The sequence below is a fragment of the Pollutimonas bauzanensis genome, from assembly GCF_900129885.1.
GTDB lineage: Bacteria > Pseudomonadota > Gammaproteobacteria > Burkholderiales > Burkholderiaceae_B > Pollutimonas > Pollutimonas bauzanensis.
In genome coordinates, this window is sequence record NZ_FQXE01000009.1 from 145,203 (window position 1) to 162,590 (window position 17,388).

The 17,388-nt window shown below is 57.3% G+C and carries 23 protein-coding genes and 1 pseudogene; 13 read left to right on the top strand and 11 right to left on the bottom strand.

Features of this window, described 5'->3' with window-relative positions; all coding sequences use genetic code 11:
• Nucleotides 1-146 precede the first annotated feature (146 nt).
• The 8 genes from BUB23_RS16710 to ssb all read right to left on the bottom strand — a co-directional run bounded on the left by BUB23_RS16710 (nt 147) and on the right by ssb (nt 5,675).
• Complete coding sequence (locus BUB23_RS16710; protein WP_073104924.1) at nt 147-611, bottom strand: hypothetical protein; 465 nt, start codon at nt 609-611, stop codon at nt 147-149.
• A gap of 672 nt (nt 612-1,283) precedes the next feature.
• Nucleotides 1,284-1,928: a phosphohydrolase gene (locus tag BUB23_RS16715; protein ID WP_073104929.1), complete on the bottom strand. Its 645-nt coding sequence runs from the start codon at nt 1,926-1,928 to the stop codon at nt 1,284-1,286.
• A gap of 103 nt (nt 1,929-2,031) precedes the next feature.
• The gene (locus tag BUB23_RS26780; protein ID WP_143161013.1) at nt 2,032-2,268 is read right to left on the bottom strand and encodes a hypothetical protein; all 237 of its coding nucleotides are present in this window, start codon (nt 2,266-2,268) and stop codon (nt 2,032-2,034) included.
• Nucleotides 2,265-2,498, bottom strand: a complete 234-nt coding sequence (gene kleA / locus BUB23_RS16720; protein ID WP_073104933.1) for a stable inheritance protein KleA — start codon at nt 2,496-2,498, stop codon at nt 2,265-2,267. Before kleA ends, BUB23_RS26780 begins: the two co-directional genes overlap by 4 nt.
• 54 nt (nt 2,499-2,552) lie before the next feature.
• On the bottom strand, nt 2,553-4,469 hold the full coding sequence (locus BUB23_RS16725; protein WP_073104938.1) for a ParB/RepB/Spo0J family partition protein: 1,917 nt from the start codon (nt 4,467-4,469) through the stop codon (nt 2,553-2,555).
• 30 nt (nt 4,470-4,499) lie between these two features.
• Nucleotides 4,500-4,655 carry a hypothetical protein gene (locus BUB23_RS27060; RefSeq protein WP_178372328.1) on the bottom strand — a complete coding sequence of 52 codons (156 nt, stop codon included), beginning with the start codon at nt 4,653-4,655 and terminating at the stop codon, nt 4,500-4,502.
• Nucleotides 4,656-4,670: 15 nt separating this feature from the next.
• Complete coding sequence (locus BUB23_RS16730) at nt 4,671-5,165, bottom strand: hypothetical protein (protein WP_178372329.1); 495 nt, start codon at nt 5,163-5,165, stop codon at nt 4,671-4,673.
• Between the two features lie 51 nt (nt 5,166-5,216).
• Nucleotides 5,217-5,675, bottom strand: coding sequence for a single-stranded DNA-binding protein (ssb, locus tag BUB23_RS16735; protein ID WP_073104945.1), 459 nt, complete (start codon nt 5,673-5,675; stop codon nt 5,217-5,219).
• A 543-nt stretch (nt 5,676-6,218) separates the two neighbouring features.
• On the opposite strand from ssb, the gene BUB23_RS16745 reads away from it, so the two are divergent.
• The 4 genes from BUB23_RS16745 to BUB23_RS16765 all read left to right on the top strand — a co-directional run bounded on the left by BUB23_RS16745 (nt 6,219) and on the right by BUB23_RS16765 (nt 8,506).
• Nucleotides 6,219-6,575 (top strand): GIY-YIG nuclease family protein, encoded by a 357-nt coding sequence (locus tag BUB23_RS16745; RefSeq protein ID WP_073104953.1) that lies wholly within the window; start codon nt 6,219-6,221, stop codon nt 6,573-6,575.
• 258 nt (nt 6,576-6,833) lie between these two features.
• Nucleotides 6,834-7,286: a type II toxin-antitoxin system RelB family antitoxin gene (relB, locus tag BUB23_RS16750; protein WP_073104957.1), complete on the top strand. Its 453-nt coding sequence runs from the start codon at nt 6,834-6,836 to the stop codon at nt 7,284-7,286.
• A 178-nt stretch (nt 7,287-7,464) separates the two neighbouring features.
• On the top strand, nt 7,465-7,758 hold the full coding sequence (locus tag BUB23_RS16760; protein ID WP_073104963.1) for a type II toxin-antitoxin system RelE/ParE family toxin: 294 nt from the start codon (nt 7,465-7,467) through the stop codon (nt 7,756-7,758).
• A gap of 163 nt (nt 7,759-7,921) precedes the next feature.
• The gene (locus BUB23_RS16765) at nt 7,922-8,506 is read left to right on the top strand and encodes a hypothetical protein (protein ID WP_073104965.1); all 585 of its coding nucleotides are present in this window, start codon (nt 7,922-7,924) and stop codon (nt 8,504-8,506) included.
• Here BUB23_RS16765 and BUB23_RS27395 read toward each other — a convergent pair.
• On the bottom strand, nt 8,473-8,829 hold the full coding sequence (locus BUB23_RS27395) for a hypothetical protein (RefSeq protein WP_245801305.1): 357 nt from the start codon (nt 8,827-8,829) through the stop codon (nt 8,473-8,475). The two genes, BUB23_RS16765 and BUB23_RS27395, sit on opposite strands and share 34 nt — an antisense overlap.
• 52 nt (nt 8,830-8,881) lie before the next feature.
• Nucleotides 8,882-9,736 carry an N-6 DNA methylase gene (locus BUB23_RS16775; RefSeq protein WP_073104970.1) on the bottom strand — a complete coding sequence of 285 codons (855 nt, stop codon included), beginning with the start codon at nt 9,734-9,736 and terminating at the stop codon, nt 8,882-8,884.
• A gap of 295 nt (nt 9,737-10,031) precedes the next feature.
• Here BUB23_RS16775 and BUB23_RS16780 point away from each other — a divergent pair, with 295 nt between their 5' ends.
• The 8 genes from BUB23_RS16780 (at nt 10,032) to BUB23_RS27840 (ending at nt 15,104) form a co-directional block, all read left to right on the top strand.
• On the top strand, nt 10,032-10,367 hold the full coding sequence (locus tag BUB23_RS16780; protein ID WP_073104972.1) for a hypothetical protein: 336 nt from the start codon (nt 10,032-10,034) through the stop codon (nt 10,365-10,367).
• 581 nt (nt 10,368-10,948) lie between these two features.
• Nucleotides 10,949-11,275: an ArsR/SmtB family transcription factor gene (locus tag BUB23_RS16785; protein WP_073104975.1), complete on the top strand. Its 327-nt coding sequence runs from the start codon at nt 10,949-10,951 to the stop codon at nt 11,273-11,275.
• Between the two features lie 20 nt (nt 11,276-11,295).
• Nucleotides 11,296-11,784, top strand: coding sequence for a VOC family protein (locus BUB23_RS16790; RefSeq protein ID WP_073104977.1), 489 nt, complete (start codon nt 11,296-11,298; stop codon nt 11,782-11,784).
• A gap of 8 nt (nt 11,785-11,792) precedes the next feature.
• Complete coding sequence (locus BUB23_RS16795) at nt 11,793-12,290, top strand: arsenate reductase ArsC (protein ID WP_143161014.1); 498 nt, start codon at nt 11,793-11,795, stop codon at nt 12,288-12,290.
• Between the two features lie 3 nt (nt 12,291-12,293).
• On the top strand, nt 12,294-12,782 hold the full coding sequence (locus BUB23_RS16800; RefSeq protein WP_073104982.1) for an arsenate reductase ArsC: 489 nt from the start codon (nt 12,294-12,296) through the stop codon (nt 12,780-12,782).
• A gap of 6 nt (nt 12,783-12,788) precedes the next feature.
• Nucleotides 12,789-13,865 (top strand): ACR3 family arsenite efflux transporter, encoded by a 1,077-nt coding sequence (gene arsB, locus BUB23_RS16805; RefSeq protein WP_073104984.1) that lies wholly within the window; start codon nt 12,789-12,791, stop codon nt 13,863-13,865.
• Nucleotides 13,866-13,873: 8 nt separating this feature from the next.
• Entirely contained in the window at nt 13,874-14,611 is a 738-nt protein-coding gene (gene arsH, locus BUB23_RS16810) for an arsenical resistance protein ArsH (RefSeq protein WP_073104987.1), read from the top strand.
• Nucleotides 14,612-14,975: 364 nt separating this feature from the next.
• Nucleotides 14,976-15,104 carry a Fic family protein gene (locus BUB23_RS27840; protein WP_084136082.1) on the top strand — a complete coding sequence of 43 codons (129 nt, stop codon included), beginning with the start codon at nt 14,976-14,978 and terminating at the stop codon, nt 15,102-15,104.
• Between the two features lie 321 nt (nt 15,105-15,425).
• On the opposite strand, the gene BUB23_RS16820 is transcribed toward BUB23_RS27840, so the two are convergent.
• Entirely contained in the window at nt 15,426-15,965 is a 540-nt protein-coding gene (locus tag BUB23_RS16820) for a JAB domain-containing protein (protein WP_073104990.1), read from the bottom strand.
• A gap of 718 nt (nt 15,966-16,683) precedes the next feature.
• Here BUB23_RS16820 and BUB23_RS16825 point away from each other — a divergent pair.
• Nucleotides 16,684-17,090: pseudogene (locus BUB23_RS16825) on the top strand (transposase); the annotation flags it as partial.
• Nucleotides 17,091-17,388: the final 298 nt, after the last annotated feature.

A 17,388-nucleotide genomic window follows, 5' to 3' on the forward strand; every position in this document is an offset into this window, starting at 1 on the left:
TCTTTCCCGTTGGCGATGTCGAACGGCCAGCAAGCGTGGCAATAATGAACGCGAGGATTAACGTGTGCGTCTACAGCGTCATTTGTCAGCCCATATACCTGGAAAAACCGCTACGCCATCAAGGACGCATCGGCACCCGTGTTTCCTTATTTCGGTCCATCGATCTTGCGACTTGCCTTGATGATGGCTTCGAGATCAATATGCTGATCGCGGATTTCCCTGAAGCGCGCCTTAGTCAATGTCGGGCGCGGGGTTTCGATCGCGAAGTTGGTCGCGGCCGGCGGGTTGGCCAACATCGGTATTGCGGCGACAGTGCCAGCCTGGTCGGTGGCACCATGCGATGCTGTCCTTGTCGGATGAACTCCAATGTCTTCGGCTGGAAAGAATCCTTGTTTCTTGCGCCAGCGGTGCAGCGCTTGGCGCAGGGAATCGGGCTTGATATCCAGGCCCTGGCCGCGCAAGAGGTTGGCAAGAGTGGCATACCCGACTTTTCTTTTTGCCAGGATCTCAAGCATGGGCATCACGGCTTCGAGCTGCGCGCGGCGGCCGAGTTTTTGCCAATCGGAGAGTGTTTTTTCGAGGGCGTCGAGCAAGGATTGCGGATTGTCCATATTTGTTCGGAATCTGAACGTTAGTGTCACAAACTATATCGGAACCGTCCGTTTTTGTCGATGCAATGTCACGATTCAACTGCAAACCAACGTTTTTGTCGTGATAACGTACGGAATTGTCCGCTTTTGTCACAAAGCATCTGATCTACGGCTTCGCGGGTGCCTTGCTACCCCTTTGTAATACACGTAGATCGTTTATCCATGCGGCTTTGCGGGCATGTTGTCATACACGATCCAGAGCAGCCGTCTAAGTAAACACAATTATATCAATGAGTTACGGCACCCGTAGGGTGCGTCCTGTGTGGGTGGCTTAAGGGGCGGAATCCGGTAGGATTTGACCCCGCAAGCCACCCTGCCCTTAAGGGGCATCGTCGCCCCATGGGGCCCCACCAGGCGCAGCCTGGTGGGGAGGCCGACGCCACAAGCAAAAGCCATGCAGCCAACGTCGCAACGCGAAACCGTAGCGCACACCGGACGCCACCATGCGCTCGGGAACATAGGCGCTGCGGACAGCAGCTGGCAACAGGGTGGTACGGATGCGCGGGGGAGAAGGTCTGCGATGTAACGAGGGATAGAGGCGATGAGATGAACGAGCAATGGATGGGCAGAAAAAAGCCCACCGAACGGGTGGGCGGCGCTATACACGCGCCAAGACACAGCGAATACAGCCGCTCACTCCATATTCAACGATCGGCATAGCCGCATCAGTTCGTCGTGATACCTCGCCTCTGCTACGTCGGCTGGCCAGGGGCTCCAATGAGGGCCGCGATACCGGGATACCAAGGGGTCCTGATCCAGCACCGGGGCCATGATCCCGAGCACATCCACGACCTCCCGTCGCTTCCAGCCCACGCAATGGACGGCCTCACATGCGGCCGCCACGTGGTCGGCCTCCTTGTGGAATATGTAGGCCGGGCCCGACCAAGCAGGGAGCTGATACCGTTGCCAGATCGCATTTACCAAACCATGCTCGATGATCTTGAAGGGCTCACCCAGGGCTTGTTTGAGCGGGGAGATGCAATCGAAGCCCAGAAAGGCTTCCTCAGCATCGTGCAGAAGCTCCCGCAGTTCTTCCACAGCATGCAGCGGTTCAGTGCTTTTCTGGCGCCGAAGTTCAAGCACTAAGAGCGAATGCTGGGCCACCGATAGCGGCCAGGGCCAGCACGATTCACCGCCCCATCGGTATGTCCGTGACAACCGCACCGAAAGATCGCTGTGCTCCCAGTCGTGTGGGTCCGGGTTCATAAGATCCAGCCGCTTGCCCGACGGCAGCCGCATCCAGGCCCGGACTTTTGTGTGTTCTTCTGTCGCCTTCATAGAGGTCTCTCCAAATCAGAGCGGTCATGTTCAGCGCCGCCTTCACCCGCCGCGTCGGATGGCCCCCGACACATTCTTCCAGTGGTAATAGTGGGTGTACGTTTCATAATGTGTTCTGCCGCTTATCCACTTCGGAAGCGAGTTTGCCATTGTCGTACTGATGCATCATCGACAAAAGCCGAGCGGGATCATCCGCGCCGGTCATGGCACGCCAGCGAACCAGCAGTTCTCCTTTGACCAGCCCCGAGTAGCGGCGCAAGGCCGAATGCGCTCGATGCCAGAGACGGTTTTCGTAGAGACGTTGAGCCCTCATTCGGTACGGTTTTTTAATGCGGATCATCGCCCCGCCCTCCCCGCCGCTGCCTCCAGTTGCGCTTCGGACCAAATTTCGCGGACCCGCCGCTCAAGCACCTGTTGTGCTTGCTGCGCCTGTTCTTCGATCAGTTCGGCCCGCCGGCGCAAATCGCTGGCCGTGGCCAAAAGGTTAAGGACACCATCGCGTTGCCGCAGAATTGACGCGCCAACCTCGGGCAGAAATTCCACCGCCCGCAAAAATCGGATATTGACCATGATGTTTCCTTGTCCAGTAATCGGGCTGGGCCGTCCTGGCCCAGCCCTCCTCAATTACGAGGCGACTGTTTCTACCTTGACCTGCAAGATCGTCGGCAGCCAGCCCTTGCCGGCGAGCAATTGTTCAGCGCTGGCGGCTGCTTCGATTTTTTTCTGCTTGGCGATCGGTTGCGCCTGATCAGGCCCCAGCGCTTGAGCGACCGCGCCCGAGATTTGGTCTTTCGACACATGGGCGAGATAACTGTCGGCGGTCGGCTTCCACCACTGCGCAATATCCACGCCGGTTATCGTAGCCAGCCGGTCCAACGCCGTCGGACTATCGGATTCCTGGTGCTGGACACCCTGCACACTGACAGCCAGCAGGTAGGCCAACAGGTCAAGCAAGCTGGCAGTGTCTTGCGTCAATGCCCAATCCAGAATGGCTTCACTCAATTGGCCGTCCTCATCCAGGGGCAGCGTATCCAGCCAGTGCTGCCGATATTTCGCCAACTCAATTCCCGCCTTGCTGGCTTCGAAGTCCGGGGCATGCTGGCTGATGGCCTCTTGTTTAACGCTAATGCCCAGGCCATAGTTACCGTATGCGAAGTAGCCCCATCCCAAGACATTGCGGGCCAACTGCGCGACCATCACGGCCAAGGCGATATCGGGTTTCCCGGCCAAGTCGGCCGCGACGATGCCGACTTTGTTGGCAGTCAGTTGCCGAACCAACCGTTCCGAGTGTGTTGGGCGGGTAACAGCTGCTGGGAGCGAGCTTGCGATGCCGTCCTCGCCGTTCGCTATCGCCGTCTCATTGGCCTTGATGAACTGTTTTCGATCTTTAGGATCGATCAGCCCGCGCTCGACGCGCACTGCGCCGTCCGAACCTATGCAAATGCCGACGCCGCCAAGCTCTTTTGCGGTCGCCGGCCAAATTTGAGCATTATTGGAAATCGCCTCGCGCTCTTCCGACAGCGAGTCATGCTCTTCTTCCAACCTAAGCCATTCGTCATCGTCGTCGCCGTCCTCCTGGGCGAGCGCATCCATCCTGACGGAAATCGCATCGATCTTCTTGGTCAGCGCCTTGACCTGCGCGGCCTGCGCCTTGGTCAGCTTGCCCTGTTGCGCGCGGACGCGGCCAAAGTTGTCCCAGAGTCGATCAGTGGTTGGCTGTACGTCAACCCATGCCCAGCCCTCTTCGCGTATCGGCGCGGCAGCCGCTTGCAGTTTGTCTAGGGCCAGAGTTTGGAGCAGCTTTGTATCTTGCAGGTACGTGCTTTGACCATCGTCCTGAGCAAAAAGATCCTCAAAGCTTTTGCCGCCGGCTTCGTGATACGCCTCCAGCCCGACAAATCGCGCTAGGGCGTGGGCGGCGGTGACCGTTTCTGCCGCCAGCCGCCTGCGGATCGTGCCTGGGTCTTTCCTATCCCACGCGTCCAGCCCTTGCCAGAGATCGCGCTGACGGTCCTGATCCTCGCAAACGGTGAATGCCATCAGCACGTCGAGCGACATTTGCTTGTCACGATATGCCTGAATGAGTTCCGGAGCAACGCCAGCGAGCCGCAGACGCCGCTTGACGACATTGGGTGCCACGCCAAACCGGGCTGCTACGTCCTCGATGCAGCTGCCCTGCCCAACCAATGCGGCAAACGCATCAAATTCGTCGGCGGGATGCATATCCTCGCGCTTGACGTTCTCGGTGATCGATGCCTCCAGGGCGTGATCGTTGTCGACCAGCTCGACCCACACCGTTTGATTTTGGGCCCAGCGTCCGTCAGCGAGCAGCATTTGTATCGCCCGCAGTCTTCTGCCACCGGCCACCACCTCGAACACGCCGCGCTTTTTGCCTTTGGTGACGACAAGATTTTGCAATAGCCCTTGCGCCGCAATGGTATCGGCCAACTCTGCCAGAGGCATCTGTCCAGGTGTTTTGCGGGCTTGGTAGCGGCTGGACAAAACGAGCTTCCTTGCTTCGATCTGAAAATGGGTAGTCATCGTACTTACTCCTTTTGCAATTGGCGTTGGTCAGCGCAGAAACGGCGAGGGTTGAACAGGCGGAGCATCGAGCATGCGGCACAAAATACCGAGTTCTCGAATCGTCATCGGGGGAAGGCGTAGGGCCAGCCCTTGGGCGTGAGCGCTGCGCACTTGCTCGGCAAGTTTGGTAAGATCAAGATTCATCGCTATAAGCTCCTTTCAATGGTTGGTAGCGGTGGTCGCCTCTGGCCGGTTGCCGCCGACCAGGGGCGTTTTGGTATCAGCCCTTTGAGCTGTCCGGGGCGTGATGTAGGAAAGATTGCGCTGGACTACCTGGGCGGCATCGCCCAGGTCACCGGCGTGCTTGCCGATTTCCCGCTCTATGGCTTCGAGCGTCATGTCAGCGAAACGGGCGGCGTAGAGGCCGATGGCGCGCAGCGCAAGGTCCGCTGCGTCGTGATCGTCGTCGATTAGCCGTGTGATGAATTCGGGGTAGGTCCTGGCCGCCGCTGCGCGAGCCAGAGCCAGTTCTGCGACAATCGGCGCGACAACAGGCCGCAAGCCATGCGCGACCAACTTGCGCATCGACGCATTCATGACACGCCAGAAGTAGGTGCGCACGGCCACGACCACAAACCGTTTTTCGCGGCCTGCGGGCGCTACGCGCAGCAACAGTCGTACTACATGGTCGGGTTCAATGGTTGTGCTCATCATCTGGCTCCATGGGCGGCGGCGAACGCACCGCCGCCTAATAGGTCGTAGGTGCTAGAACGGAATGTCGGCCGTTTCGTCGGCAACAGGTTGTGCAGCAGGTCGCGCGGTGGCTTTTGCGCCAGGACGCTTGCCTTTGCCCGACGCTGGGGCTTTGGGTGGGGGGACATCGCTTTCGCGGTTCCCCAGCATTTGCAGCTGATCGGCCACGATATCGGTGCTGTAGCGGTCCTCGCCCGTCTCTTTATCCTGCCACTTACGTGATTTGAGACGCCCTTCGACGTAGACCGGCCGACCCTTTTTCAGGAACTCGCCAGCGATTTCGGCCAGACGGTTGTAGAACACCACACGATGCCATTCGGTTTCTTCGCGCTTTTCGCCGCTGATCTTGTCCTTCCATTGGGAGGTGGTAGCAATGGATATATTGCAAATCGCTGCGCCGTCGGGGGTATAGCGCACTTCGGGGTCGCGCCCGAGGTTGCCGACGAGAATGACTTTGTTAACTGATGCCATGGTGATGCTCCTTTGAAAAAGTGCTTGCGCACGAAATGGTTTCTACTGCTGACCGGGCCTGAAGATTGAAGATTCTTTGTCCCGGTTCGTACCGTGGTTAGGTTTTGCTTTGTCTTTCGCGTTTTGCCGCCAGTCCTGTGAGTTGTGAGTTCCATGCCCGTGCCGATCTGGATCATGCAAGGACAAACGTAAAGGGGACCGTGGAATAAATAGGGAGCGCGAGCGACCGGTTTATGCCGCGAAAGCCCCTTGCAGTGCCGGACTGGAGTGATACAGTCGGCGTTTTAGGGCACGGTACTCATGACTCACGTTTTGGACCAGGCATGCGATGACGTAGGCCGAACTGCGACCACGGCCCGCGCGGCGAGCGCGCCTACCCGCGCCTTGGCGCGGGTCAAACTCGGCCGAATGGCCGCAGGCAAGCAAAGCGCGCAGCGCCGACAGGCGCGGCAGTTGCAGAGAACCAACCAGCCTGTGAAGTTTACGAACCAGGCCGATCTGAGTAACATCCAACTCTAAACGTCACCCACCCATTGCACCGGTATGCTGGTCACCTATATCTATGTCTATAAGTTGAACAACGGCTGCTACTACGTAGGGCGAACTACACGGCCGCACCGCAGGTACAATCAACACGAAACAGGAAAAGGCTCTGCATGGACGCGCCTGCACGGCGGCGCAGTGCTGGTCGAATGCATCCCAAAGACGGTCAAAGATGAAGATGAGGCCGACGCTGCCGAGAACATAAAGACGCTGCAACTCATGCAACGATATGGCTGGCAGAAAGTCAGAGGTGGGTGGTTTTGCGGCGTCGATGAGGTCCAAACCGAAAAGAATCTCCGACACCACGGCGTCTTTGACCTTGTTGCTTTCCCCCCGCCAAACCCGCGAATTCGCTGAATCGAAGCTCCCTATGCAAGCGCAAGCGCGCAGCGCCGACAGGCGCGAAGGCGTGAGGATCAAAGCCCGCAAGGGCCGAGACGGGAGCGCATGCGGCTGGCTCGGTTCACGCGAGCCGACTGGCGCTCCTGCGCCAGCACGCCCAAAGCGTTTCAAATTAGTCAAGTTCTTGTCTCTATTACCTATTAGCCTATTCCCGTTTATCTATTGATTGGGTACAATATTGCTCATCGATCAATTACCGAAAAAAGGTGCTTTATGGCTACCTCTGACACCATCGATCACCACACCCTGACCCGCTTGGTCGAGGCTGGGGCCGTGCGCGGGGCGACCGTCATCGGCCAACCTGGCGGCTGGGGCGTAGTGGTTCAATATGGTAAAACGCAGCGGGCCGTGGCTGCAAAGCGCGGGCCGCTGCGTGTGTGGCGGCGTTTCGAAACGCTGGCGAGCTACCTAAAGGATATGGGCCTGGACCACTACCAGGTGGACGCGGTGAACTACGCACCGCTAGCCTTGATGGAGTCCAATCCAAAACGCCCGGACGCAGCCGATCGGATGCGTCGCGCCCATGAGGCTGCTGCGTACGACGAATGGTTCCGGGGCCGGGTGCAGGCAAGCCGCGATGATCCCCGGCCCTCGATCCCGAACGACGAAGTCAAAGCCGAGTTTGCCAAGCGGCGCGAGGCCCTGCGGGCAAAGGCCACCCGATGAATAGCCGCGAACACTCCCTAAGCGCAGACGCGGCCGAAGGTATGGCCTGGTGGACCGCGATGCCCGAGATGAGCAGGGCCGCCTGGGCGGTGTTTACGGCCGCAGGCGTCGTGGCTAATATCCGGGTTGAATACAAGTGTCCGGGCCGCCCGGTCCTGCCCCCAGCACGATTCGTTCAATGAAGCCGGCACGGGTTGTATGGCGACCCGAAGCTATCGCTGAACGCGTAGCCATCATGGACTACATTGCCCAGGATAGCCCGCTGGCTGCGATTGATTTGGACGAAGAAATCGAAGTCAAAGCGGACGCGCTGCTCAAACATCCGACGCTATATAAGCCTGGCCGCATAAAAGGAACGCGGGAAATGGTGGTGCGCCCGAACTTTATCGTGGTCTACGAGCTCGACGGCGCCGACGTGGTGATTCTGAACGTGCTGCATGCTGCGCAGCAGTGGCCGCCGGGCGTTTCGTGAAGCTCCTTCATGGACAGCAATCCTGGCGGCGAAGCTGCCTTGCTCAGACCTTTCACCAACCTACGGCGGCGGTCGTCTAATTAAACAGGCTATTCGTAGAACGCTGTGGAAATGATAAGTTCATGATAGATTTAGAATTGGAAATTTCCTGTGGAGTGGACAAATGAACCGAGCCGTGCTTAAAGCAGCGCTCAATGGCGATATAGCGAATGCGGTTACCGCAGCCACTCCTGGCGGCATTGAGCAACAGGAAACGAAGGGACAGCGCGCGTTAGTGGAAAGCACAATGCTACCTAAGGAAATTAGAGAGGCAACCCGCGAGCAGCTGGCTGGAATTGGTTTTCAGTTCGGGGAGGACGTCGATGAATTGTTTGTTCGGTGCAAACTGCCTTCCGGTTGGACAAAGCGAGCTACAGAACACCCTATGAACTCCGAGCTACTGGATGACAAAGGGCGCCGGCGGGCTGGAGTTTTCTATAAAGCTGCCTTTTACGACCGCCGGGCGAACATGACCATGGAACCGCGCTTCTCTGTGCAGGTGTTTGGTGACGGAAAGGACGAAAAGCACAGGCATGCCTCAGTGATGGACGGCGATGCCATCGTTTACGACCTTGGTGAGTGGCGCAAAGACGACTACGCGCTCTACAATAAACTCAGGTTATCCGGCGAGGCATGGCTTGCTGCGCATTACCCCCAGTGGAAGGACCCGCTTGCCTATTGGGATTTGCAGTGCTCTGGCGAGAATTGACCGACATTCTTCAACTCCCAGGCCGCCTCTCCACCGGGAGGCGCATCGAACAGGCCGAGTTCATCATTGAGGCCAAGTACACAATCCCCGCCGACTTCTGCGTCAAGTGCGGGATTGTGGGCTGTCTCTACCGACACGGCGCCAAGTCTACCCAATACCGTGACAGCCCAATGCGTGGCATGCCGTCGGTACTTGAAGCCTCTGTTCAGCGTGACAAGTGCGGTGAGTGCGGCGAGACCTTCCTTGGCGAACTCCGGAGTATAGACGCCTCCAGGCGCATGATCGAACGGTGTATCCAGTACATCAAGGGTGAGATTCCACACGGATGGCCTCCTTGGCAACGGCGCGATTTCTACATGATTTCACGAATAACCATTAAAAAAGCGTCATCTGGCTGGCCCCCTTCTGCCTGGGGGCACCTTCGGCTTTGCCGGATGCCGGGCTAGCCGCCACGGCAGACGCTTGGACCAGAGCGCGCGCGCCGTTCTGCGCGTCATTGGCACGCAACTTGGCGCCCCAGCCGCCCAGGATGTGTGCCGGCGTGTACCAGATGGATCTGACTTCGTCGGCCAGTGAATTGCCATGAATGACGGCCGCCGGAATGTGCAGCAATGCGCATTGGATATAGGTCATATGCACGCAGCGCTGGTCGATGTCGATCGCGGTGACGTGCATGCACTGTTGATAGTTAACGCCCTCTTCGGCCAGGACCTGCGCGGCGGCGATCATTATGCCACCCGCGCCGGCAGTTGGCTCAAGCAGCCTGAAGCCGCGCTTCTCAATCAGTGGCTTGGCATCGGTCATCGTCATTTTGGCCATCAGAAGCGACACTTCGTAGGGCGTGAAGAACTGCCCGGCGCCGGCGTTGCCAAGATCAAGCATCATGTAAATGCAGCCCAGAATGTCCGAGAATGTCGCGGCAATCAGCTGCCCGTCGTCATCAACGTGCACGTGCCTCTCAAACGCCATGACTAGGTGCAAAAAAGCTTCCACCAGCAAGGTCAGCTCGTCACGGTCATAGTGTCCAACGATCTGAAGGTATCGCGCCTCGCGCGCGTCAAACTGCGTTTGGTCAAGGCGCGCCAGCGTGATCGCCGAGATTTCAACGAAGTCGGAGAAAGCCCGTTCGATGCCGTGCCGACGCGATACGGATTGAATGTTCTTGACGACGCCGCGTTGATGCTCTTGCGCGGTGTTCAGAAATCGTTGTTGTTGCGCCTTGGTGGCCATGATGGTGTGCTCCGGTATTCAGGGCGGAATTGCCCGGAAGTCCCATGGCATGGCGCAGCGCAGCGTTTCAAGGGTCCAGAACGGCCGGATGGCCGCAAGGGCTGCCCACGGCAGCGCGCAGCCCTTGAAACCGAGAACGGCATGACACACTGACCGGGACCAAGACCGCCCTACCCTGTGTCCCGGTTTGTCGTCCTCTTCCCCCCGCGCGCGACGCGCGGGGCTCTGTCGGGCGCCGTCAGGCGAGCCCACAACAACACAGCCGCAATCTGCCTTGAATGAGGAGTCATTTCTTATGCCCATCACATCGGATGAACGCCATGCGCAGACCTTGAGTCTGCTCAATGAGGTCTTGGCCTATCTGGATCGCCTGCCTCATGTACCCATCACGTCAGCGTTTATTGCCCGTATCAGAAAGCACTTGGACGATCCCGCCATCAATAAGCTGGATCGGCTCGCGCTTGAACGCCGTGGTGATGCGGTGGATGCCGCCGGAAGGGTTTTGGTTCGAGCAGTCCTCAAAGGCGATGCACTTACCCTTTTCGTGCCCCGACCGATACCGGAGCAACTTTCAGAAGCTGGCGGCGTCCTCGTGAACCTGGCATTGGCCGAGCCGGTATCGGCGCGATAATGGGCCGCTCGAAACCCATAGCGCTCCGCCCGTCCGGGGTACGCGTAGCGATGCGGTTGTGCTATCGCGCAACGAGCCCCGCCGTGCGCGCAGGCGCGCCCGATTCCGGGCGGGCCAGCCCGTCGGCCGTCGCCTATGCCCCTGGCTTGGCCAGCACTCTGGCGGCCAACTCGGCGAGACCACGTCTCCCGCCGCGATCGCGCTCAACTCCGCCTGCGGCAGGGTTTTCAAGGAAGCTCGCGGCCCTGCGATCCAACTACAGGGCTGCCATGCGCGCCCAGTGGGCGTACGTCCGGATCAGTTGGCGACTTCGGGCCGGCAAGCTTCCGCCGGGCGAGATGGCCAAGTTCGTGATGGCGCACCATAGGGATGCCCAAGCACGTTTGATCTGTTCGGTGACTACGCCACGGCGGGCTATTTGCGCAACGTGGCGGCCGAGAAGGATCTATCGTTCATTAAGCGGGTGGAACACCAGTTGTTCCGGGCTCAGCTTCCCAAAGCGCCACATTGTGCTGTGCCACTGAGTTGGACCGACAATACATTTTCTTGACTAAGAACAATTATTCCATTATTCTGGAAACATGGAATCTAAAGATGTAGTTCAAGCCCTAGCTGCCCTCGCTCATCCATTGCGTCTCGAAGTCTTTCGAGCGCTCGTGGTTGCGGGAGGTAACGGCCTAACTCCAGGCGTCATCCAAGAGAGATTGGACGTGCCGCCGGCGACGCTATCCTTCCACCTGAAGGAGCTGGCTACAGCTGGACTGGTGACTCAGGAGCGTGCGAGTCGCAATCTGATCTATCGAGCAGAATACGAAAATATGAATGCGCTACTCACATACCTCACCGACAACTGCTGCCAAGGGGTGCCGTGCACCACTGACACGGTCAGCGATACCTGCAAGTGTTGACCTTTCCATAGGAGTACACCATGAAACGATTTCACGTCCATGCGCGTGTTAACGACCTAGAGGCGAATCTTGCCTTCTACTCAAAACTTTTTGCCGCTAAGCCGGTCGTCGTCGAGCCGGACTATGCTAAGTGGATGCTTGAGGACCCGTGTATCAATTTCGCAATATCTACGCGAGGTAACGCAGTAGGTGTGGACTATCTAGGGTTTCAGACTGACGAGCTGGAAGAATTGGCGGAACTAAAAGCCCGCGCCCGCGACGCGGATATGGCCCTTCATATGGCCCTTCTTGACCAAGGTCGGACCAGTTGCTGTTATGCCCGTAGCGAAAAACACTGGGTTACTGACCCCCAAGGCATTGCTTGGGAGCACTTCCATACGCTCGAAAGCATTCCTGTATTTGGCCAGAGTACCGAGCAGCGTGCGCCAGCAGCTAGTGCTTGTTGCGTCTCATTAACTCCGGGCAAGCCGAAAGGAATTGACAGTGAATCCACCTCTACCTGCTGCTAAAGGAGCCCATATTGGCTGACAAGACTTACAACGTGCTGTTCATTTGCACTCACAACTCTGCACGCTCTATCTTGGCCGAAGGGCTCATGAACGAACTCAGCAAAGGCCGTTTCAAGGCGTTTTCCGCGGGGAGCGACCCCGCGGGCCAAGTCAGTCCGTTTGCATTTGAGACACTGAAGTCACTGGGTATCCCAACGACCGGATTTCGCAGCAAGGGTTGGGAAGAGTTCGCAAAACCCGATGCTCTACGCATGGATTTCATTCTCACGGTTTGCGATAAGGCAGCGGGAGAAGTTTGCCCTGTCTGGCCAGGCCAACCGTCCACCGCACACTGGGGCGTTGCTGACCCAGCGGCATTTGAAGGAGCTGATGACGCAAGGCTTCAGCAGTTCCGCGCCGTGGCCATCACCCTTACGCGTCGTATCGAGCTCTTGCTCTCGTTACCGTTGCATCGTTTGGATGCGCTCGCCATTAAGCATGAAATTACAGACATCGGCAAGAAGTAAACAATGACTCTCAATATACTCATTCTTTGCACACACAATTCGGCACGCAGCGTACTTGCTGAAGGCATGTTCAACCACTGGGCCGGGGTGCTCGGTAAAGATATACGTGCATACAGCTCGGGCAGCGCGCCTAGTGGTCGCATCAATCCTCATGCGTTAGCCGCGTTGCAAGCCGCTGGCATAGATACCGAGGGCTATCGTAGTAAGAGTTGGGATGAGTTCACGGGTGAGGCTGCGCCCGAAATACACATCGTCATTACTGTTTGCGACAACGCGGCTGCCGAGCAGTGTCCCTATTGGCCCGGTAAGCCTATAAAAGCACATTGGGGATACCCTGACCCGTCGAACGCCCCTGAGGCAGAAAAGGCCTTCGCCTTTGACCTTACACGCCAAGCCATCGGTTATCGCGTATTGCAATTACTTGCCCATCCGTTGGCTGAGCTCGACAGCGCTGAGCTGCAAACCCTACTCATCAGCATTTCTCAGAATTAGTTTGTCATGACTGCTTCTACATTAACAGCTGAAAGCTCGGCTAAGCCCGGCATTTCCTTCTTTGAGCGCTACCTGACCATCTGGGTAGCCATTTGCATCGTGATCGGGATTACTCTGGGGCAATTAATGCCCGGGTTCTTCCGGGATGTCGCTAACCTCGAAGTCGCAAAGGTGAACATTCCGGTGGGTCTGCTCATTTGGGTAATGATTATTCCGATGCTGCTGAAAATCGACTTCGGCGCCTTGACTCAAGTAACTTCTCATTGGCGAGGAATTGGCGTCACGCTCTTTATCAATTGGGCGGTAAAGCCCTTTTCAATGGCGTTGCTCGGGTGGGTATTTATCCGTCACGTTTTTGCGCCTTACCTACCGGCTGAACAGCTTGATAGTTACGTGGCTGGACTTATTCTGCTCGCGGCGGCACCGTGCACAGCGATGGTTTTTGTGTGGAGTCAGCTTTGCAAGGGTGACCCATACTTCACACTCTCGCAAGTAGCGTTGAATGACGCCATCATGGTGGTGGCCTTCGCACCGGTCGTCGCCTTGTTGCTTGGGCTGTCGTCCATTACGGTTCCATGGGATACGTTATTGGTTTCAGTAGGGCTCTACATCGTGGTCCCGGTCATCATCGCTCAAGTTTGGCGCAAGAGGCTCCTGGGTCGCGGTACGAACTACTTTCAAGCGGTGACGTCCAAGCTCGGACCCCTTTCTATTGCGGCGTTGCTGCTGACCTTGGTACTGCTCTTCGCTTTCCAAGGTGAAGCCATCCTTGACCAGCCGCTGATTATTGTTCTGCTTGCCGTACCTATTTTCATCCAGGTCGTTCTCAACTCCGGCCTGGCCTATATGCTCAATCGAAAATTGGGCGTGAAACATTGCGTTGCTGGGCCCTCCGCCTTGATTGGGGCCAGCAATTTTTTCGAATTGGCCGTTGCCACCGCGATTAGCCTTTTTGGCTTTCAGTCCGGTGCAGCGTTGGCCACCGTGGTGGGTGTTCTGATTGAAGTTCCCTTGATGCTCGCCGTTGTGGCCGTGGTTAACCGCACGCAAAATTGGTATGAAGCAGGTCAATCTGCTACTTAATTACTCCTATGTCTGAAATCACTTATCTCCAAAATCCTAAACTGTTCCCCGCGCTCGATGAAGCGCTCTTTGAAGCGCCTACCATGGTTGGTCTGACTGCTCGAGAGCCGTCTCGTCATAAGCCACGTTTTCTGATGCTGTATGGTTCGGTGCGAGAACGTTCATACAGCCGGCTGCTAACTTTTGAAGCTGCACGGCTCCTCGAAGCCATGGGCGGCGAGGTCAAGATTTTTGACCCAAGTGGCTTGCCGTTGCCCGATGATGCGCCAGATACCCATCCTAAGGTGCAGGAGCTGCGTGAGTTGGTACAGTGGGCCGAAGGCTTCGTCTGGACCTCTTCGGAACGCCATGGCGCCATGACTGGCATCATGAAATCGCAAATTGACTGGATTCCTCTTGCTATGGGAGCGGTGCGTCCGACCCAGGGTAAGACGTTGGCAGTCATGCAGGTGTCGGGAGGTTCACAGTCGTTCAACGCATTAAATCAAATGCGAGTACTTGGGCGCTGGATGCGGATGGTGACCATCCCTAATCAGTCTTCGGTTGCGAAAGCCTTTATGGAATTCGAGGAAAATGGCCGCATGAAACCGTCCAGTTATTACGACCGGGTGGTTGATGTCATGGAAGAGCTGTTCAAATTCACTTTGTTGACGCGAGACGTCAGCCCTTACCTAATCGACCGTTACAGTGAACGCAAAGAGAGCGCCGCAGAACTATCCTCGCGCGTGAATCAACGGTCCATATAAAGCTATTTTGCGTTGTTCGTGTTGTGCGGGACCCATGGCAGATATCAGCGCGGTGGTATGTGATTGGGCAAGCCGAGCAGAGGGGGGCTTATATAACCAAGGGGCGGTTTGCCGAGCTTTTCGTGTTTGATGGCGGCATACTCATATGCCTCGTGACGCAGGAGACTTATCCAGGTTTCACTCGATATAAACACATAAAATATTGAGTATGAATATCTGGCGGGTGTTTCAGGTTTTGCCGGACAAGGCTATCGTCAAAGGCAATGTGTATTTTTGCCATCCGCAGTCGTGCCATCGTGCGGATGAGCAAGACCTGTCACTGGCGCAAGAATAGCAACGTATCGCTACGCTGCCGGGCTTGGTCATGGGGATGTTTGCCTATGGCCACCCTTTTCTTGATGGCAACGGGCGCACCATGCTCGTGGTGCGTTCGGAGCTGTGCTTTCGGGCCAATATGTCGGTCGACTGGACTCAAACCCAGAAAGCCCGCTAACTGCGGGCGCTGACCCAGGAGCTGGAAGACCCAAAGGCGGGCTACCTGGACGATTATTTGCGTCCGTTTATCGGCAAGCAGATACCACGTCAGCAGTGGCAGTTATCTGTCGGTGAGCTGCCGGGCCTTGCCGGGACGGCTGCGGCACGAACGAAGTCACCGCAGTACGCAGATCCGCAGGTGGCACAAGGCTATCGCGATTTCGAGCGTCGTCGGGGGTATGGGCTCGAATAGGTCGAGGCCAGAAGCGCCGGCCATCCAAACTTGATGCCGGCGCTCGCTGCTCGAGCTGGCGCGGCAAGCGCACCGATCCGGCTTCGCCTAAAGCAAGCCGTGCGCGCCAAATGACAGCGTTTGATTGCCCGCCACCAATATGTGGTCGAGCAGGCGCACATCGATCAACTGCAATGTGTTGCGCAGGTGCGCCGTTAGTGCCTTGTCAGCCTCGCTCGGTACAAGCGCTCCGCTTGGGTGGTTGTGGGCGATGATAATGGCGCCCGCATTGGCCTTGAGCGCGATCCTGGCAACCTCTCGCGGATAAACGCTCGCTTGCGTCAAGGTGCCTCGAAACGGTTCCTGATACTCGATGAGCTCATGCTGTGCGTTGAGCAGTACCATGCCGAAAACCTCGTATTCGAGTGCCGAGTTCAGCTTGAGGCGCATGAAGTCTTCGACCAGGCCCGGGCTGTCTAGCCGCACATTGCGTGGCAGCGCCTGGTCGGCAATCATGCGCGCCGCCGTCAAAATATCCTGATCGCGCGCCTGGACCAGCTGGCCCGCGGGATCTCGCAAGAGCAAGGCGCCGGACGGAAATGCGTCGGGGCCGTAGACGGTAGTCGAATTAAACAAGGGAAGTTGCATAGTGTTCTCCTGTGTCTCGGGGCGGGATTGCCCGGACCCGGCAGGGACACGCCGCAGCGCAAGCGATCAAGGGTCATAGACGGCTCACGGCCGCAAGTGCTGCCCACGGCAGCGCAGCCCTTGAACGCGAGAACGGCGTGACACAATGACCGGGCAGCAATGCCGGCCTTTTCTGGAGAAATTGAGGTAATTGATAGGGAGAAGGTTATACTGATTGCCATGACAGCCACTACCGGTTTGAAGTTATCTGCAAGCGAAGTCGCGGTGTGGATACCAAGCTCTCACGAACGAACACTCGCGAGATTAGTGACCGCGTGGCCGTTGCAGAATCTCTCTTGCAATGACGCTTAATGCCTAGCGGTCGGGCACGACAGCGGATAGTAGTAAGGATCGCTCTTGCGCCGGTACCAGTCTTAGCCACCGGAGCTTCCCGATACTGAGCAGGTATTCAAGACATCTTGGAAAGCAGACGGTTGATTGCTATTTTATTCGGAGCTCATCCGGGTACATCGGCCACTGTACCGCATGACTGGACGAAACATGAGGCTTAGGTGATCGGGTGCAGCGGCGACAGCAAGCACGGCGTCAGCATGAACAAGGCAATAAGTGCATTGAGCGCACGCCAGGCGCGGGGATTGCGAAATACTGGCACCAGCGAGCCTATCCAGAAATTGGTGGGTAAGGCATATTGTGCGAGGTAAACAGCATGGATATGCCAATAAAAAAGAAACGTACGATAGGTGCCCAGGCGGCGGCCCGAGGGCCATTGCCTGAGTTGCCCCAGAAACTGCTCGATGAGCTGCTCAAGGGGCCGATGGCGCCCGGAGAGGTTTGGGGCCTGATGCTGGCGTTTAACAAGGCGATCATCGAACGCGCCATGGGCGCCGGGATGAATATGGACCTCGGCTACCGACCCGGCCAGGCTAAGCCCCCGAGCAGTCCAATGAACGCCACGGCGCCAGCGGCACAGCCATTATCACCGACCGGGGCCCCGTGAGTATGGATTATCCGCGCGACCGCGATGTCAGTTTCGAGCCGATCTTGATTCCCAAGCACGAACAGCGCTTTACCGGCTTTGATGAATGCACCTGTGTTGTCCACGCGCTTGCCGTTGAGCAACGGGAGAACGGCGTCAAATACGGCGCCGCCGACAACTTCAGAATAGACGTCAATACCCCTCGCGCAGGTGACGGCCATGGGACTGACCGCCTGAAAGCCCTGTGTCCAATGGACCGCTTACTTTGAACCAGCCTTTGAGGAAATATATGAGCTGGTATTGCACATCGTGATTCTGCTGGCCGAAGCTTTCTGAAAACAGCGAAATCACTCGAATTACGTACGCCGTAGTGATTTCGTTGGCTTCCATGGCAACCCCTTAGTCACGAATGGAAGAATAACTACGAAGCCATCCCATTTTGTATTC

What these genes read in the sequence shown, in the direction of transcription:
- BUB23_RS16710 (WP_073104924.1), bottom strand. Translation starts at nt 611, where the DNA reads ATGGACAATCCGCAATCCTTGCTCGACGCCCTCGAAAAAACACTCTCC.
- BUB23_RS16715 (WP_073104929.1), bottom strand. Translation starts at nt 1,928, where the DNA reads ATGAAGGCGACAGAAGAACACACAAAAGTCCGGGCCTGGATGCGGCTG.
- BUB23_RS26780 (WP_143161013.1), bottom strand. Translation starts at nt 2,268, where the DNA reads ATGATCCGCATTAAAAAACCGTACCGAATGAGGGCTCAACGTCTCTAC.
- kleA (WP_073104933.1), bottom strand. Translation starts at nt 2,498, where the DNA reads ATGGTCAATATCCGATTTTTGCGGGCGGTGGAATTTCTGCCCGAGGTT.
- BUB23_RS16725 (WP_073104938.1), bottom strand. Translation starts at nt 4,469, where the DNA reads ATGACTACCCATTTTCAGATCGAAGCAAGGAAGCTCGTTTTGTCCAGC.
- BUB23_RS27060 (WP_178372328.1), bottom strand. Translation starts at nt 4,655, where the DNA reads ATGAATCTTGATCTTACCAAACTTGCCGAGCAAGTGCGCAGCGCTCAC.
- BUB23_RS16730 (WP_178372329.1), bottom strand. Translation starts at nt 5,165, where the DNA reads ATGATGAGCACAACCATTGAACCCGACCATGTAGTACGACTGTTGCTG.
- ssb (WP_073104945.1), bottom strand. Translation starts at nt 5,675, where the DNA reads ATGGCATCAGTTAACAAAGTCATTCTCGTCGGCAACCTCGGGCGCGAC.
- BUB23_RS16745 (WP_073104953.1), top strand. Translation starts at nt 6,219, where the DNA reads ATGCTGGTCACCTATATCTATGTCTATAAGTTGAACAACGGCTGCTAC.
- relB (WP_073104957.1), top strand. Translation starts at nt 6,834, where the DNA reads ATGGCTACCTCTGACACCATCGATCACCACACCCTGACCCGCTTGGTC.
- BUB23_RS16760 (WP_073104963.1), top strand. Translation starts at nt 7,465, where the DNA reads ATGAAGCCGGCACGGGTTGTATGGCGACCCGAAGCTATCGCTGAACGC.
- BUB23_RS16765 (WP_073104965.1), top strand. Translation starts at nt 7,922, where the DNA reads ATGAACCGAGCCGTGCTTAAAGCAGCGCTCAATGGCGATATAGCGAAT.
- BUB23_RS16775 (WP_073104970.1), bottom strand. Translation starts at nt 9,736, where the DNA reads ATGGCCACCAAGGCGCAACAACAACGATTTCTGAACACCGCGCAAGAG.
- BUB23_RS16780 (WP_073104972.1), top strand. Translation starts at nt 10,032, where the DNA reads ATGCCCATCACATCGGATGAACGCCATGCGCAGACCTTGAGTCTGCTC.
- BUB23_RS16785 (WP_073104975.1), top strand. Translation starts at nt 10,949, where the DNA reads ATGGAATCTAAAGATGTAGTTCAAGCCCTAGCTGCCCTCGCTCATCCA.
- BUB23_RS16790 (WP_073104977.1), top strand. Translation starts at nt 11,296, where the DNA reads ATGAAACGATTTCACGTCCATGCGCGTGTTAACGACCTAGAGGCGAAT.
- BUB23_RS16800 (WP_073104982.1), top strand. Translation starts at nt 12,294, where the DNA reads ATGACTCTCAATATACTCATTCTTTGCACACACAATTCGGCACGCAGC.
- arsB (WP_073104984.1), top strand. Translation starts at nt 12,789, where the DNA reads ATGACTGCTTCTACATTAACAGCTGAAAGCTCGGCTAAGCCCGGCATT.
- arsH (WP_073104987.1), top strand. Translation starts at nt 13,874, where the DNA reads ATGTCTGAAATCACTTATCTCCAAAATCCTAAACTGTTCCCCGCGCTC.
- BUB23_RS27840 (WP_084136082.1), top strand. Translation starts at nt 14,976, where the DNA reads ATGGGGATGTTTGCCTATGGCCACCCTTTTCTTGATGGCAACGGGCGC.
- BUB23_RS16820 (WP_073104990.1), bottom strand. Translation starts at nt 15,965, where the DNA reads ATGCAACTTCCCTTGTTTAATTCGACTACCGTCTACGGCCCCGACGCA.